Raw genomic sequence first — 13,773 nt, 5'->3', positions numbered from 1 at the left:
CATATCTGATCTTAGGTTGCTTTTGGACTACTTTTGCAATGTAAGTAAAGAAATCGGGGGTAGGTAAATATCCCCATCACTTATTATATAATCGAAGTTGTAGCAAGAGTACAAAGAATATATCTTATAGATGAGGGAGTACTATATGGGACGTTTCAATCCTTTTTTGCTACGGTACAAGAAGGAAGAGAATCAGGTAACAGAGCTACTGATCCATGTCTTAGATGAAACAGGTTTAGCTGGGCCTTTTCTTTCCATTCTGCTAGACCAGCCGAATTTAGAAACGCAGAGTTTTACCATGGATACACAGTTACACCGGAACTTCTCAAATGATATTAAATCTGGAATCGTGCTTGGAATCAGCGCTAACGCAGTTCTTAACGAGAGCAACTCTGATCTTATAGATGGTGATCCGGACGGGTATTTCTACTCCTCGTCCAGTGAGTTTATCGTTCTTCTTGAAGTGAAGGTCGGAAGCGCAGAATTGTATAGCGACCAGCTCGATCGACACGCGAATAGAGTACCTGTTACGACGCTTGAGCACAAAAGGTGTAAGTGGGAAGCGGTGGTTACTTTTTTTCAAGAGCAGCTGGGGCGTGAACCAGAGGGCACAAAGAACGGGTACATCATTCAGAATTTCTTGGACTTCTTAAAGAAGCAGGCGCTTGGTTTAGAACCCGACGAGGAGTCATTGTTTTACAGGAGCGGGAGGCATGAGAAAACTGTTCGGATGATTCACGATTATTTGACTGCTCTTAACTATCAACCTGAGTTTTACAACAGGCTAGACCCGTGGGCCATGGAATATAAAAAGAGCGGGAAAAGCCACGCATGCGTGGATCTCAAATTGGAGAGGATGGTATTTAAGTTTCATTACACCGGTCACAAAGAGAAGATGGAAGATAAGATTCGGGATCTGTTCGGTCGTAACTATTCAGGTTCCTATGCAGACATCCGTAGTGAAGCGTGTGTGTACTTAGAAGACATCGCACCTTCAGATCTTGATAAGATCAAAACACTACTTGAAGATACGATCTCTTTAAGGCAGCAGAGGCAAGGTCAGTAATTGTGATTCAACATGCTAAGATTCGAAAGGTGGGATAAACGATGTGTGGCCGTTTTACACTTGCAGTTGACCCTGAGGCTCTCATGGTACGATATCATCTACAGGATATCCCCTTTCCTTTCCAGCAACGGTATAACATCAGCCCCAGTCAGTACATACCGGCCGTTATCTCCAACGATGGAGTAAATCGCGTTGGTTTATTAAAATGGGGCCTGGTACCGTCCTTCTCGAAAGATGACAAAATGGCTTACAAAATGATCAATGCTCGTGCAGAGACCGTAAGCGAAAAGCCGTCCTTTCGGAATTTATTGAAACGGAAGCGGGCAATCGTTCCGGGGAACTCCTTTTTCGAATGGAGGTCGGATGTGAGAGGTAAGCAGCCGATGCGAATCATGATGAAGAATGAGGAGATATTTTCGTTTGCTGCTCTCTACGACACGTGGGTGAATCCAAAAGGAGAGAAACTCCATACGTGTACCATCATTACGACAAGTCCGAATGAACTTGTACTACCGATTCATAATCGGATGCCAGTCATTTTGCGTCCCGAGAATGAAACTGATTGGTTGAACCGAGAAATTGAGGATACAGACTACCTGAAATCTTTCCTGGTTCCCTACGATGAACAAGAGATGAAAGCCTACCCAGTGCATAACATGGTGGGCAATGTACGAAATGATAGTCCTGAATGTATCGCTCCTCTCGCCCAATAACGAGAGGAGCTGTTTTGTGTTTGAATGGAGGTGCACACGTAAGACTGCTCATGATTCTGATGTATACACGTATTTTGATCCCAGCCCCCAATATTCATAATTGTAAAGTTTAGGGTTTTGGATAAGCTGCAAAGATCTTTGAACCCATGTTGTAAGGTTTTCATTTTTTAAAGAGTCGGTTACTCTTTTCAATATAACCGTTAATTGATGAATATCTTGCTCATTCTGAGATCGAACGACATCCCCGACAAAAACGTAAAGGCAACCTAGAAAGAAACGTGTATGCTTGCATTTAGGATCATCTACCAACCCGCATATCATTGGTATGTTAGGAAAATTAATCACGGCCAGTTCCCAGTCCTGTTCAGGGATTCTGGAATCGCTGTACGCCCACGACTTGATATCATCTTGGTTGGGATTCCAAATATGTTGGATATCTCTCCACACGATGACAATCCTCCCTCTCTTTGACCTATCATCCATTTTTGATTAGGATAGGTTTAATTATTTCACTCGCTAAGATATGCAGACCACGCAAGCCAATACCTTTAAAGCCTCGCTCAAAGAAGTCTGATAAAATAACTATCATTCCCCAATCGCCGATCGGGTCCGAAATAAACACTTCGGGTCTGTCTTTGGTAAGACTAATTGTTTTTTCGGGTGGAAATGTTGCATCCATGTAACGTTCAAAGAAATTCTTCTTGGAAGCTTTGTCGCCTATTCCAATAAGGAGCGGGAAGCGGTATGTGGAAATTGCCCTCGTCAGATACTGGGCGCGAGCATCACGTAGTTGCTTGTATTCCTCTTTAAGCCCGCTTTGATCATGAAACGAAAATGCTCTATTATACTGAGATTGCTTAATGTTATGATATGGCCAATGTTTCCCGGTTTGTCCCTCATCCCTTCGCGGGAATGGACGTAAATCGAGAAGGGCCGAACCTACCTTTGCGTTCTTTTTGTATAACCCTGAATGTTCGTATTGTCCTACATTTCGATAGTAGTCTTTAATCAGTTTATAGGCTGTAGGTTCCTTTGGTGAGGTTTGAAACCAATTACCTGTGAAACCATTTTCAACATGAAGCATGATTCTTGCTTGATATTCAAGCATAAGCGATGAGAGCTCTTCGGGTCTCCGAAGACTGCCCCGTATTTGAAGCATTTCCTGATTAAATAGATGGTCTGATTCTTCTCCTATCTCAAAGTAGCCATCTCTCCATGTCGATCCGAAATACGTTTTCGGATTTGACCCAAAAGCCGCACTCCTCGCTTTTATCCCGTACTTTAGTTCATACCCACCGAGCCCTTCTTCATTGCCCATAAAAGCGATCTTTGCGGTAGGATAATGGCCATACCCACAAAATGCGAGCAACTTTTCTTTTTCGTGCTGCTCCAGAAAATACTTTTCCATAGTTTACCTCCCGATAGATATGAGAACATTTTATTACAGCTGGATGCAGGGGAGATAGAGTCTACTTTGATTATCTTCGAATAACACAAAAAGCCTAACCGGCGTCCTGGTCAGGCTTTTTGTGACATCATCCTTTTTAGATTATTTTCTGTACTAGTCTATTCCTCCGTTACTAGAATATGCCTCTTTCCCAAAATGATTATTAACATTTGGGTTATCTATTGATTCGACTCCATTTAATCTCATGGTTAGAGAGGATAATTTTAAAATACGATAATGCTTCAGGGGGATTCCTAAGTCCTCGCCTACTCTTTACTATTTCTTCAATCGGTTTATCATATAGGTAGAAGTTACCAGTCCAAAATCGAAAAAGAGAGGAGTTTACCTATCGATGAAATATACAGAAATGAAAAGCGGTTGTCTTTTCCATGCGTCTAGCAATACAAACCTGCAAAAAATCCATCCATATCCAAGTGGTGCTTATGAAGGGCAATCTCTGGTCTTTGCTTCACGTCTTCCCAATATTGCAGCTACATTCCTTCACGACATCGGAAAGGGCATTACGTGCAACATTGAATCTATAGTAAGTAATGTTCCCATTCTTCATGAGAAATACGTCGGAGCATTTGAAACTAAATATCGGAATGAGCCCGGAGCAATATATATCGTTCCAGCTGCGAATTTTTCATGGGCTCCTGAATCTCAACCAGGAAAACAACGCTGGAATGAGGATTATGTTTCTGCCGTTTCTATTAGTCCTATTGAGAAAATATACATTCCCAATGTTCGCTCGTACATTCTAGATCTTATTGACAAGGGAATGATCGTATTTAAAAAGCATGATAAAGGAATGACACTTGAGCAAAGGTTGGCCGAGATCTTTTCTCCAGGTTCTATTTCTTATCAAAACAATTATGAATTTCTTAGTAACCCGGATCGTATTAAGGCTGAAATTAACGCTAGGCAGCAAATAAGATGAAACAATGTATCTCTAAAAAACTAGAAAAGGCCCCACTTCCTATGTCGGAAGAAGGGTCTTTTCTAGTTGATTTATCCCGTGTAAAAATCGGCATAGTTTTCAACATATCTTGCCAACCAGTTATGGTTCATAATATTTCTCTTTATGCCCGCTTCAAAAAACGTTTGGTTCTCTGGTAACACAATCAGTCCGTGATATCCAGTATTTTTGAAGTGTGATAAGACAGCTGATTGTAAGTTGTTTTTGTGTACAGACGTAATTTTTTTATATAGTGGATTTGCCATGATGCGTCCCATAAACGTAAAGGGTGTGGTTTTCCAAACCGTTCTATCTACGAAGGTATCCTCTACCCATTGATTCATGATATAAATGGTGTCTCCTGAAAGATAAGATGGTGCATCAAAGCGGGTAGTCAATCCTTCTGGATCGAACTCAATTCCGGTTTGTCCATTATGAGGGAAATCGGATACGTCATGGATCTTTATTGTTCTGTTATCAAGATGATCATACAGCACAAGGTGGCCATCTTTTCTTTCAAAGGAAAAATGATACCGTATGGGTGCAGCTCCACTCATGTAGTGCTCACCTTTTATCTCTTCTCCTCTCATCATGAATCCGTCCGAATTCATGGCAGATAACGAAAAGATAGGTGATATTCCAAGCTTTCCATACGAAGAGGATCCGCAACGAGATAATATGAATTTTAACTGCCGTCGGATTACCTCTGCGGTATCAAATGGATAAAAACCACCACTCCGTTCAAGGTGACGTTGAATCTCTTGTTCTAACAATTCGCTAACCTTAGGAATCTGAGAACCGCTTCCTAATACAATAACCCCATCTTCTATTACCCGTATTCTAAGGCCATTACCCGCTTGGCCAACTAACTCAAAATACAATGATTGATTATTAGCTCTATCCCAATATACACCAATCCCTCCGAACATACCGTGTGTTTTCGGGGATCGTTCAATTAGTGACCTAAGAGAAGAATGAAGCGGTCCATCTTCGACTGCAACATTTTCAAAAGTAATACCATGGGTATTTGCTTGGATGATGGATGCAGCTTGTCTCCAGAGATAAACGGACCCTGCCGTGAAGAATCCCATCTTATCATCTACAATAAAGAATTTTGAAATGGCGTCCACTTGATTCGAAGCAAAAGAGACGCGAAAATCTGCCACGATCGAGATAGCGTCCCCTTCTTTGAATGCAGCAAGTATAGTCATTTTGCTTCCCCCTAAATACGTAGACATCATAGTATATCATATGTCTCATTTCGTTAGGCGTTCAACGATTATCTCGAAATAATCGGCAACCGGCATGGACAAAACATTATACGTAAAATGTGCCAAGACAGCTGATACATACCCATAACGAAGAAATAAAATCCCGTACAAGAATCCACCTATGAAGTAGTTAGGAAATAGGGAAAGGGAGGGTCCGTGGCCAAGAGAAAAGAGGGACGAAGTTATAACTAGCCAACCAAATAAAAACCAACGATTATGCTCGATGAAGAGATTGTGATACAGAAAACTTGCTACTTTAACCAAGAAGTATATGTCATTTTTTTCACTATACCGCTTTAACATTATCAAAAGTAAACTATAGGGAAGAAAGCGGTCGGTTATCTCCTCAATAAATGCTGCTGATCCAACACTCAAAGAATACCTTCCACCGAAATGGTTTCATTGGGTACAAATTGAAAACTACCTGGTTGAAGAACATCTTTGCCAAAGAAAACGGGTGAAATAATATATCCGTAAGATGTAACTAAATGCAGTATCCCCGTCAATATACCCAAACCAAGGCCAACCAGAATATTTCGTTTATATAGGTGGATAGTAAATTGATCTCGTAGTGATTTGGAGAGGAAAAGGGGTATAAGACTTAGTGTTATTCCCCAAAAAATCGACTTCATATTTTCTGCTGGAATTCTTAAGTGGAACATGATGTTTATCATAGTTAAGGAAAGCATGAAGACGAGAAAGAATATGCAGAAGTAACAAAAACGGATTATAAGAACCTTATCACTCACCTTTTGCACTGCTATCCCCCCTATATGTCCCGCTTGTACAATGTATGAGAGAATTAGGTTTCCCATCCATATTTCAGTTGAATGGTAATAAAGAAACTTATAAGAATAGCGGTTCGAGTCAACGTACCAGGACCAAATTGAAGAGCTGGGGGGCTATTACTCCCCCTCGAATTGGGTCCATCATGCATTTCCTTTCTTAAATAATCCGAAGAAGCCGACATTGCTGAAAGAGCGCATGTTGGCTTCTTCGGGTAGTCTCTTATCTACTTGATGTCCTTCTGGAGCGGGATGGGGACGTTCTTCAGTAAAACAGGATATAAGTGCTCCTCAGACGTACCTCGAAACAGTGCGATAGACGATTGCCCGACAAGTGTCTCCCCGGTACCCTGATGAAGAAAAGGTTCATCCATCCGCAAGAGCATACAGACAGAAGCGTCGTAAATGTCAGCGAAAATTAGGCGGTTACGAAACGAAGCAAGGATGTTCTCTATTTGGGTACTGGTACACGTGTCCCTAATTAAAGAAAACCGCGGGACGCCCATCGTAAGAAAAACCCCTGTCTTTCGGGCCCTTAAAAGAAAATGAGATCTCCCTTGAAGGTTACTCTCAATCAAGTAACGAGTGGCCTCTCCGATGAGTAAAGAATGATCGGACAGGTTAGAACGGGAAAATATAGCTTGTTCGATTTTACTCATGAGTATGGTTTCGAATAAGAAACGGGCAGGTTCGTTTTCCCATGTCTGGTCGGTATTGATGACCAGGATGCCTCCACTATCAAAATGCTCCATCAGATTTATATAGTTTTGGCCAATCATGAGCCTCCGGAATGCGGTATTGGTACGGAGGAACATACACAGACTGATGACGTTGGATATTTGATCCGCGTACACATCAAATACAACCCACTTGCCCTCGTGTGGATGTCCTGGAGGATAACAAACATACTCACCAGGCTCCCGATCGATAAAATACAAGGGTGTCCCAGTTGCTTGAGACAATCTAATGGCCTTCCATTGATCATTCTGTTTGTACGCATAACAGGATGATAGAAAGGAAAAAACCTTTTGTGATTCCTCAATAAATTCGTCTACCGCAGTTGCTTGATCGGAAGAGCTTGCAGGAGGTTTCCCTTTTTGCTTGATGAGGTAGTGTAGAGTCCTTGTGGCCTCTTTGGCTATATAGGGATCTGCGTATAGTTGGAGCCACTGATCAAGTGTGCATGAAGTTGTATGAAATAGCTCCTGATAAGACAAGGGAGGTGCATTCTTTTGGAATAAGAGATGTTCATTGACGATTGCTTCAATTTCAATCTGATGGGAATGGAGCATCTTCAGTAGCTTGGTATGAAAATACACGTGGTCTTCTGCTAATCGGTTCTCGGTGGTATCGGACGACGAAGAGCCTGTCATCAACGAACACATCGTTCTGGCAGCATCCTCTGCCGATCCATCGAGCGGGTTTAATTGCCATGGGTACGTGCTTGTAATGTCCCAACAAATAGTTTCCTTCCCGGTGTAACCATGGGAACGAATGATATCAGTTGTCTTTTTCATAAGTTCTCTGCTGGGGACGATTAGAGTTAGGCCGGACATCCTACGTAGGTTCTCTTCTCCACGGATATGGGACAAATCTTGGTGCAGGATGGGAAAAAGGAAGTCTTCCCAAATGTTTGAAGTTTCAGAGCCAGCGATGAGGAGCGGGAACCTTCTGTCTTGAGGCTGTAAACGAATCGATGCTGACGATGGCGTGGGAGCGGGAGAAACCCTCTCCCCTAATACGATGGTTCCAGTCGGGTTTGTGGATGAGTTAGCTGGTTGATCGTGGAACACTTCTATGGTTAAGTCGGCCATTAGATATCCCCCATTTCAGTGAATATACCGGGCTTATAGGTATTAAATAAAGAGCGTCGCTGTATAGGCTCCCCCTGCTATTCCAAGCAAGCTGCCTAGAACGGGAGCGAGCTGCAAGTGATAGAGGTAAGGCTGGCGAAATACTTGAATCACTGATATCAAGATAACAATCAAAATGGGAACCAAAAATGCATCGTTGTGATAGAGCGTTTGAAAAATACAGCTGAAAGTAACGATCCCAAATGAACATAGAAACCATATGATATGCTTCATGGTTTATCCCCTCTGTAGGAAAAGTAGAGTATTCCTCTCCGTTACATGAGGTGCGTTCTTAAAGAAGGGAAAGAACGTACCATAATGGAACGGAAAAAAGCGAGAAGAGAGGTTATTCCCCCTCTCCTCCTTGAAAATCATCCGCATTGCCAAATGAAAGTGGAACAGGATGAATGCTTTCTTTCCCGATCCCGAGAATACCCTGTTGAAACCCAAGCGGGCTAAAGAGTCGTTCGTGGCTAATGAACCACACATAGGGATAAAACTCTTTATGTGTATTAGCAAGCTCGTGAATGTGATAGGTTTGGATAAGCTGCTGGATGCATGCATCACTTGGAACCACAAATAGTAACGCAAAGTCTTCATCCATCAATCGTTCTTGGTTTTGAGCGTACTGGGAATAGAGAGGAATCCGCTGTGACAAATACTGGTCGATTTTGGCCATGCTTGATATTCGTTCGATCACAAGAGAAAAGGGGCCGTCCGGTAAAGCAAAGGAAGCGGTACTGGCAACTCGACCGAACGTTGTGAGCTGGCTATGTTCCTCCCAGCTTAATAGAGCATTTGCTTCGATCAGCTGCAATTTAATTTCATTGGTTGCGATCAAGTTGATTGGTAGCTTTGGTGACTTTAAAAAGTCGGAGCTACCCATGCAATGCGTTCCAGGCATGGTAAGTCTTATGTAATCTTTGCCGGTATCCGTCAACGTAATGATACCCGGATATTGCTGTTCAGGATCGCGCTCTCCATTAAACTTTCTTCGTTCGATCAATCCCCATGTTTCCAACATATCTACGCGCTTGTTAATTGTACTGTTGGTCAATGGCTTGCAAGCTCTTCTGATTTGATGCTCGGTTAATGCCTTTGCTACCGCTACCGTCATAAGGATTTGATGGTCGTTCTTGGTGAGGATACCCTTATGCTTCGCCTGCACGGCATATTTGGGCATGGAATACCGATAGCGGGATTCTACTACATTCACTTGCCAAGTTGGCACGTCCCATTTGCTGAAGCTTCCGTCTGCGAATGTAAAGGTAAACGAGGGGGCTACTCGTGCAACCTTCATGGCAGATGTATCCGCTACCCGAAGCCCCTCTCTAGGAGGAGCTTCGGATACATTTTGCGGATTAGGATTGCTGTCTTGCCTTGCGACGGCTAGTGGTGATGAACTTGTTGTATTTGCTGGTCTCATTGAAGGCGTTCTCCTTCCGATTGATCACCTTAATAATGCTTCCGCGCCCCTTCCGATCCGTTTCATTCAGGTACTCAAGTCGAAGGTTAACTGTGTCTCCCGAAGCGGGTGGTTGCAGTCCCGCACGAGGAGTGCATCGAAGGACAACACCGGCATTATGAATACGTACAAAGTAACCTTGTCTGGATTCAATTTCATTTAGAGAAATGTTCAACACTTCTCCTGAGTAGAAGTCTCCAACCTTCAATCGATCTTCAATTCCGCTCCATGGGTCTGGAATCAGTGCTTTCCGAGAAACTTGCAGCAATCGAGTTTCAGAATTGAAACGAGATACCTTCAGCTCGATTTCATCACCTGGTTGAAGATCAATATCATAGGCAGCACGAGGGACAAAGCTATGATCCCAATCTGTTTTGTCCATCCATGCGTTCTGTCCGTAGATATTGAAGTGAAGGATTCCGGTTTCGGCATTCATGCTTCGGAAGCTGCCAAGGATGACTTGATCAACTTCGATCGTTTTCCATAGATTTTCACGAAGGATTTCGAGTGCCTTGATCCGGTTAAGTATGATCAAGTTGTTGGTCTCATCTACTCGCTCCACTAGGAACGGTTCATCATAGCCGACAAAACCAATCAAAGATTCGAATTGGTAATCCTCAAAGTTATCTGCGTAGCAAACACCAAGAGTGTTGTCAGGGAAAGTGACTTCAACTGCCTCAACAGACAGGACCTCGCCATTGATTCTTTTTTGAGCAGTACGGCGGTTGGTGATTAACCCAGTGAGCATCGTTCCTTTGCGCAGGTACTCACGGAATTCTTTTGCTTTCTCCGGGGTAAGACGGAATTGTTCCAAACTCATTCTTCTTCTCCTCCGATTTCATAATGGTTCTGGTATTTTGACTTGTATGTGCATCAGTAATGATTGTTGCTCTCTAAGCTGGTATCGAAAGGACGTCTTACAAATGACTACACACATTTGTAAGGACCCTATCGATTTACTTAATCAGTTTCCGCTACTCGTACAGGCTATGTTGTCTCCAAGAGGTACCTTTACCAATTGAACCAACAACAAGTAAATTATGAGCGCGATCTAATCGAACCTTTTCATCTTGAGATGATTCTTCGCTTCTAAGAGTCCCCATTTCAATTTCAATCCTCTTCCCCTCCTCCGATTCCTCTTCGCCTTCGTGTCTTTTGACTTGCAAGTGCATCTGCCTTGAATGTTTGTAATAGTTGTTCTGTATCAGCAGGTTCAGGGGCAAGTGCAAATGATTCAGCTAAGGTAACTTTGGCGGTAAGTTCTTGCTCACTCAGACGAGGTTTTTCGATTTGAGTAACCTCTGGTTGTTTATTAGAAGCGGGCGTTGGCATTAAGCTGGACAAATCCACATTTGCGAGAGGAGTGGGCATTCTTTCTTGCGAAGCCGCTTCCGTTGGTGGTACCTGTCTGTGTTCAGGTGGTGTCGACATAGGAGTCTCCACCCTTTGTTCTGGTTGTTTACTTACCTCGTCTGTAAGGTGGCGACGATTTGATTCATGTTTGATCACGTTATTGACCACGTACCCTGCTGTGACTCGGCCGGGTTTTTGTGGTCGTGACGAAGAGCTTCGCTCATTTGGAAGAGGTGCTGTTTTCATGGGATCTTGTGGAACCATTTTTTCCCGTTGTTGTCGCATTTCCTGTACGGACATCCGCTTTCGATCAATCTCATGGAGATTGTGCGGGGTGGTTCTTTCCCCTTCCAGTTGGATAGCCTCTGGTTGCGGTTGAACGGAAATCTCTTCTTTCATTTCCTTGGCGTTTTCCTTAGTACGGTAAGGATATCCAATAGGATCAGTGGACGAGACCACATTCTCCTCGTTCCCTTCCTCTGTCAGAGGAACAGGCGGTATCGTAAAATCAAAGGGCTTTCTTTCGGAAGTAGTTTCTTGATGTATTGGCCGGGAAGCGGGAATCGCTTTTTGATTAGGGATAGGTTTTTGTGAGTTTTCCTCTCGCTTTTCCCCTTCTTCACTCATACTCCTCGTTTTCTTCTGAGCAGGGAGCGGGGTATCATCCATGTGATCCTCTTTATTGACGAGGTCTTTCCCTGTCAAGTAATCAGCTGCTTCGTCGTCAATCAACCCGGAAACATATGTTCCTTTTGTAACCGGCCCTTTTTGTGCTTCGATTTGGATCTGATTGATCCATGCTCGTAGAGATGCTGGGTCGGGTTTCTCCTTAGCATCTATGAATTCTTGTTTTGGTACAAAGTCTGCTTTCACTCGTCTTGCAATTTGTTGTTCGTTATCGATATTTAATTGCAGGACCGCTTCAAATGCTTTGCTTTCCGATATCTCATGCGGAGCAAATCGAGGGACTTCTACCAGTTGGTATTTTTCGCTTTGCGACATGCCCGGAGAATCTTGAGTAGCAGCTTGATAGTTTTTTCCCACGGCAACTTGATACACTTTCTTCGTTCCAAAGTACTTGGAGAAATATTCCGCGTCCAAGAGTGGAACGCCCTGATAGACCATTCGATTACGGTGAACACCAATGATCGTTTCCAGGTATGCCTTGGAGAACTTCATCTCCATTTGGGCCATCGTCTGCATACCGATCGTGACAAACCCACCGTATTTCCGGGCATTTGCCGGGAAGTCCGGGTACGTTTGATATGCGTACTTTGGAAACTCGTCAACGATAATGTGATGGCCATGTGGCTGTCCTTTTGAAATATCCCGACGATACACGGCTTGTACCATGGATTGCAGCATGATTTGGGCGAAGTACCCGGAGAGTTTACCCATGACCCCATCCGCGGTGTTGATCAGCAAGATCCCGCCAGTCCTCAAGTGAACATCCAAATCAAGACCACTATCTCCAAACATGACTCGTCTGAAGAACGTATTCGAAGCCATTTGATTGAGGACATTGGTTAATCCGGTTATCTTTTCTGCATAGGTATCTTCAAGTTCGATATCACCAGCGTGAGGACTCTCAGGATCGTAGAGTACAACCTCACCCCTAAAGGTTTTCTTGTAAACGACGATCTTATCGATGAACGTTGTTACCTGTTCAATAATCGAATAGTATGAGAGGTCATCACCTGTGAATTCGTTCTCCCAATTCTTAGGTAGCAATAATCGCAGGGAGCGGGAAGCTTGTTTCACCAACCAGGGATCTCTGTACATTTTCATCAGAGTATCCAGCGTGCAAGCGTTACTGCCGAAGATTTGCTCGTAGGTCAAGTAGGATTTGCCATTGGTTGGTATAAGCGGGTCAGGGTAAGTAGGTCGCTCCGTCCTGATGATACGCTCGATTTCTTCCCTTCCATCGTGGAGCAATTTTAGCAATAGTATGTGATTGTATAAGTGGACGGCCTGCGTGTTTTTGTAGAAATCTTCTTGATCAGGCTGAAGTCCCTCTAGTACAAATACAAACGTAGCTGCGACAGTTTCAGCTGGTCCTCGAAGCGGGTTGTAGCTTTTACTGTGTTTGTTCTCTGGATCCAGATAGAAAACAGCTTCATCGGGTAGGCCATGTGCTTTAGCGAGTTGGTATGACTTTGAACACAAGTCATTACTCGGATCAATAATCGTCATACCTGATAGCCGTTGGGATCGAGTCTCGTAGTCATCCGTTTGAAAGTTGTTAATGTAGGTTACGACATGCTTCATATCCAATCGAATGAGCGGTAAAAGAGCTGCTGCCGATTTACCTGTACCAATAGATCCAACGACAATCGTGTGTGTCGCCCGATCTTTCCCTCGCATGATGGCTTTAATCTTTCCTGCTACATCAGTGTAGATCCCGATACAAATGTCAGCGTAAACGCCGGGACGTTGCATTTCTGCTACTGTTTCGATAGCGTGGTGCCGGAACTCATAGGTTCCGAACCACTCATTCCACCTTTCCGCATGCTCCATTAGCAAACCGCTGAACCACGCTGCAAAGAAGTAGACTGCATAGATTGGGAGGAATAGAATTCCCCAAGTAAACCACACCACATTGTCTTGTAAGAACTTGTCCATGTGCTCGGTCTTACCGAGATACTGGACCATGATTTCGGCGATCCACGGTGTCCACATCACTTTCACTGGGACGGACGCCCATGCAATCCACTTTAGGAATAGAACCATATTTGCGATTGCAAAAATGATGTAGCGGACAACGAGTCTTCTTAGCTGCTTTACCTTTGTGCTGAATAACCATGTACACAGTCCGAGTAGGAGCACGTACAGGAAGGAGAAAAAACCGATTCCCTCCGGATT

General features: G+C 43.6%; 12 protein-coding genes. 3 read left to right on the top strand and 9 right to left on the bottom strand.

All coding sequences use genetic code 11. From position 1 onward, the window contains the following. Positions 1-145: 145 nt before the first annotated feature. Positions 146-1,066 (top strand): hypothetical protein, encoded by a 921-nt coding sequence (locus ACLIN2_RS31125; RefSeq protein WP_411504942.1) that lies wholly within the window; start codon positions 146-148, stop codon positions 1,064-1,066. Positions 1,067-1,107: 41 nt separating this feature from the next. Beyond that, positions 1,108-1,779: an SOS response-associated peptidase gene (locus ACLIN2_RS31120; protein ID WP_411504941.1), complete on the top strand. Its 672-nt coding sequence runs from the start codon at positions 1,108-1,110 to the stop codon at positions 1,777-1,779. Positions 1,780-1,827: 48 nt separating this feature from the next. Here ACLIN2_RS31120 and ACLIN2_RS31115 read toward each other — a convergent pair whose 3' ends face one another. After that, a complete protein-coding gene (locus ACLIN2_RS31115) occupies positions 1,828-2,226 on the bottom strand; it encodes a hypothetical protein (RefSeq protein ID WP_411504940.1) in 399 nt (132 codons plus the stop codon). A gap of 28 nt (positions 2,227-2,254) precedes the next feature. Continuing rightward, positions 2,255-3,187: a hypothetical protein gene (locus ACLIN2_RS31110; protein WP_411504939.1), complete on the bottom strand. Its 933-nt coding sequence runs from the start codon at positions 3,185-3,187 to the stop codon at positions 2,255-2,257. Positions 3,188-3,578: 391 nt separating this feature from the next. On the opposite strand from ACLIN2_RS31110, the gene ACLIN2_RS31105 reads away from it, so the two are divergent. After that, the gene (locus tag ACLIN2_RS31105) at positions 3,579-4,166 is read left to right on the top strand and encodes a hypothetical protein (protein WP_411504938.1); all 588 of its coding nucleotides are present in this window, start codon (positions 3,579-3,581) and stop codon (positions 4,164-4,166) included. 71 nt (positions 4,167-4,237) lie between these two features. On the opposite strand, the gene ACLIN2_RS31100 is transcribed toward ACLIN2_RS31105, so the two are convergent. The 7 genes from ACLIN2_RS31100 to ACLIN2_RS31070 form a co-directional block, all read right to left on the bottom strand. After that, a complete protein-coding gene (locus ACLIN2_RS31100) occupies positions 4,238-5,395 on the bottom strand; it encodes a hypothetical protein (RefSeq protein ID WP_411504937.1) in 1,158 nt (385 codons plus the stop codon). A 45-nt stretch (positions 5,396-5,440) separates the two neighbouring features. Then, positions 5,441-5,758, bottom strand: a complete 318-nt coding sequence (locus ACLIN2_RS31095) for a CPBP family glutamic-type intramembrane protease (RefSeq protein ID WP_411504962.1) — start codon at positions 5,756-5,758, stop codon at positions 5,441-5,443. 709 nt (positions 5,759-6,467) lie between these two features. Then, positions 6,468-8,054, bottom strand: coding sequence for a hypothetical protein (locus ACLIN2_RS31090; protein WP_411504936.1), 1,587 nt, complete (start codon positions 8,052-8,054; stop codon positions 6,468-6,470). Positions 8,055-8,096: 42 nt separating this feature from the next. Beyond that, entirely contained in the window at positions 8,097-8,327 is a 231-nt protein-coding gene (locus tag ACLIN2_RS31085) for a hypothetical protein (RefSeq protein ID WP_411504935.1), read from the bottom strand. Between the two features lie 112 nt (positions 8,328-8,439). Beyond that, positions 8,440-9,519, bottom strand: a complete 1,080-nt coding sequence (locus ACLIN2_RS31080) for a MarR family transcriptional regulator (RefSeq protein WP_411504934.1) — start codon at positions 9,517-9,519, stop codon at positions 8,440-8,442. Next, positions 9,455-10,378: a hypothetical protein gene (locus ACLIN2_RS31075; protein ID WP_411504933.1), complete on the bottom strand. Its 924-nt coding sequence runs from the start codon at positions 10,376-10,378 to the stop codon at positions 9,455-9,457. Before ACLIN2_RS31075 ends, ACLIN2_RS31080 begins: the two co-directional genes overlap by 65 nt. A gap of 290 nt (positions 10,379-10,668) precedes the next feature. Beyond that, positions 10,669-13,590, bottom strand: a complete 2,922-nt coding sequence (locus ACLIN2_RS31070) for a type IV secretory system conjugative DNA transfer family protein (protein WP_411504961.1) — start codon at positions 13,588-13,590, stop codon at positions 10,669-10,671. Between the last annotated feature and the right edge of the window lie 183 nt (positions 13,591-13,773).

This window comes from Brevibacillus centrosporus (genome assembly GCF_046622605.1).
Classification (GTDB): domain Bacteria; phylum Bacillota; class Bacilli; order Brevibacillales; family Brevibacillaceae; genus Brevibacillus; species Brevibacillus centrosporus.
Note: the sequence above shows the minus strand (reverse complement) of the source record. Positions and strands in the feature narration are given on the sequence as shown.

What these genes read in the sequence shown, in the direction of transcription:
- ACLIN2_RS31125 (WP_411504942.1), top strand. Translation starts at nt 146, where the DNA reads ATGGGACGTTTCAATCCTTTTTTGCTACGGTACAAGAAGGAAGAGAAT.
- ACLIN2_RS31075 (WP_411504933.1), bottom strand. Translation starts at nt 10,378, where the DNA reads ATGAGTTTGGAACAATTCCGTCTTACCCCGGAGAAAGCAAAAGAATTC.
- ACLIN2_RS31110 (WP_411504939.1), bottom strand. Translation starts at nt 3,187, where the DNA reads ATGGAAAAGTATTTTCTGGAGCAGCACGAAAAAGAAAAGTTGCTCGCA.
- ACLIN2_RS31080 (WP_411504934.1), bottom strand. Translation starts at nt 9,519, where the DNA reads ATGAGACCAGCAAATACAACAAGTTCATCACCACTAGCCGTCGCAAGG.
- ACLIN2_RS31100 (WP_411504937.1), bottom strand. Translation starts at nt 5,395, where the DNA reads ATGACTATACTTGCTGCATTCAAAGAAGGGGACGCTATCTCGATCGTG.
- ACLIN2_RS31070 (WP_411504961.1), bottom strand. Translation starts at nt 13,590, where the DNA reads ATGTGGACACCGTGGATCGCCGAAATCATGGTCCAGTATCTCGGTAAG.
- ACLIN2_RS31105 (WP_411504938.1), top strand. Translation starts at nt 3,579, where the DNA reads ATGAAATATACAGAAATGAAAAGCGGTTGTCTTTTCCATGCGTCTAGC.
- ACLIN2_RS31120 (WP_411504941.1), top strand. Translation starts at nt 1,108, where the DNA reads ATGTGTGGCCGTTTTACACTTGCAGTTGACCCTGAGGCTCTCATGGTA.
- ACLIN2_RS31085 (WP_411504935.1), bottom strand. Translation starts at nt 8,327, where the DNA reads ATGAAGCATATCATATGGTTTCTATGTTCATTTGGGATCGTTACTTTC.
- ACLIN2_RS31095 (WP_411504962.1), bottom strand. Translation starts at nt 5,758, where the DNA reads ATGTTAAAGCGGTATAGTGAAAAAAATGACATATACTTCTTGGTTAAA.
- ACLIN2_RS31090 (WP_411504936.1), bottom strand. Translation starts at nt 8,054, where the DNA reads ATGGCCGACTTAACCATAGAAGTGTTCCACGATCAACCAGCTAACTCA.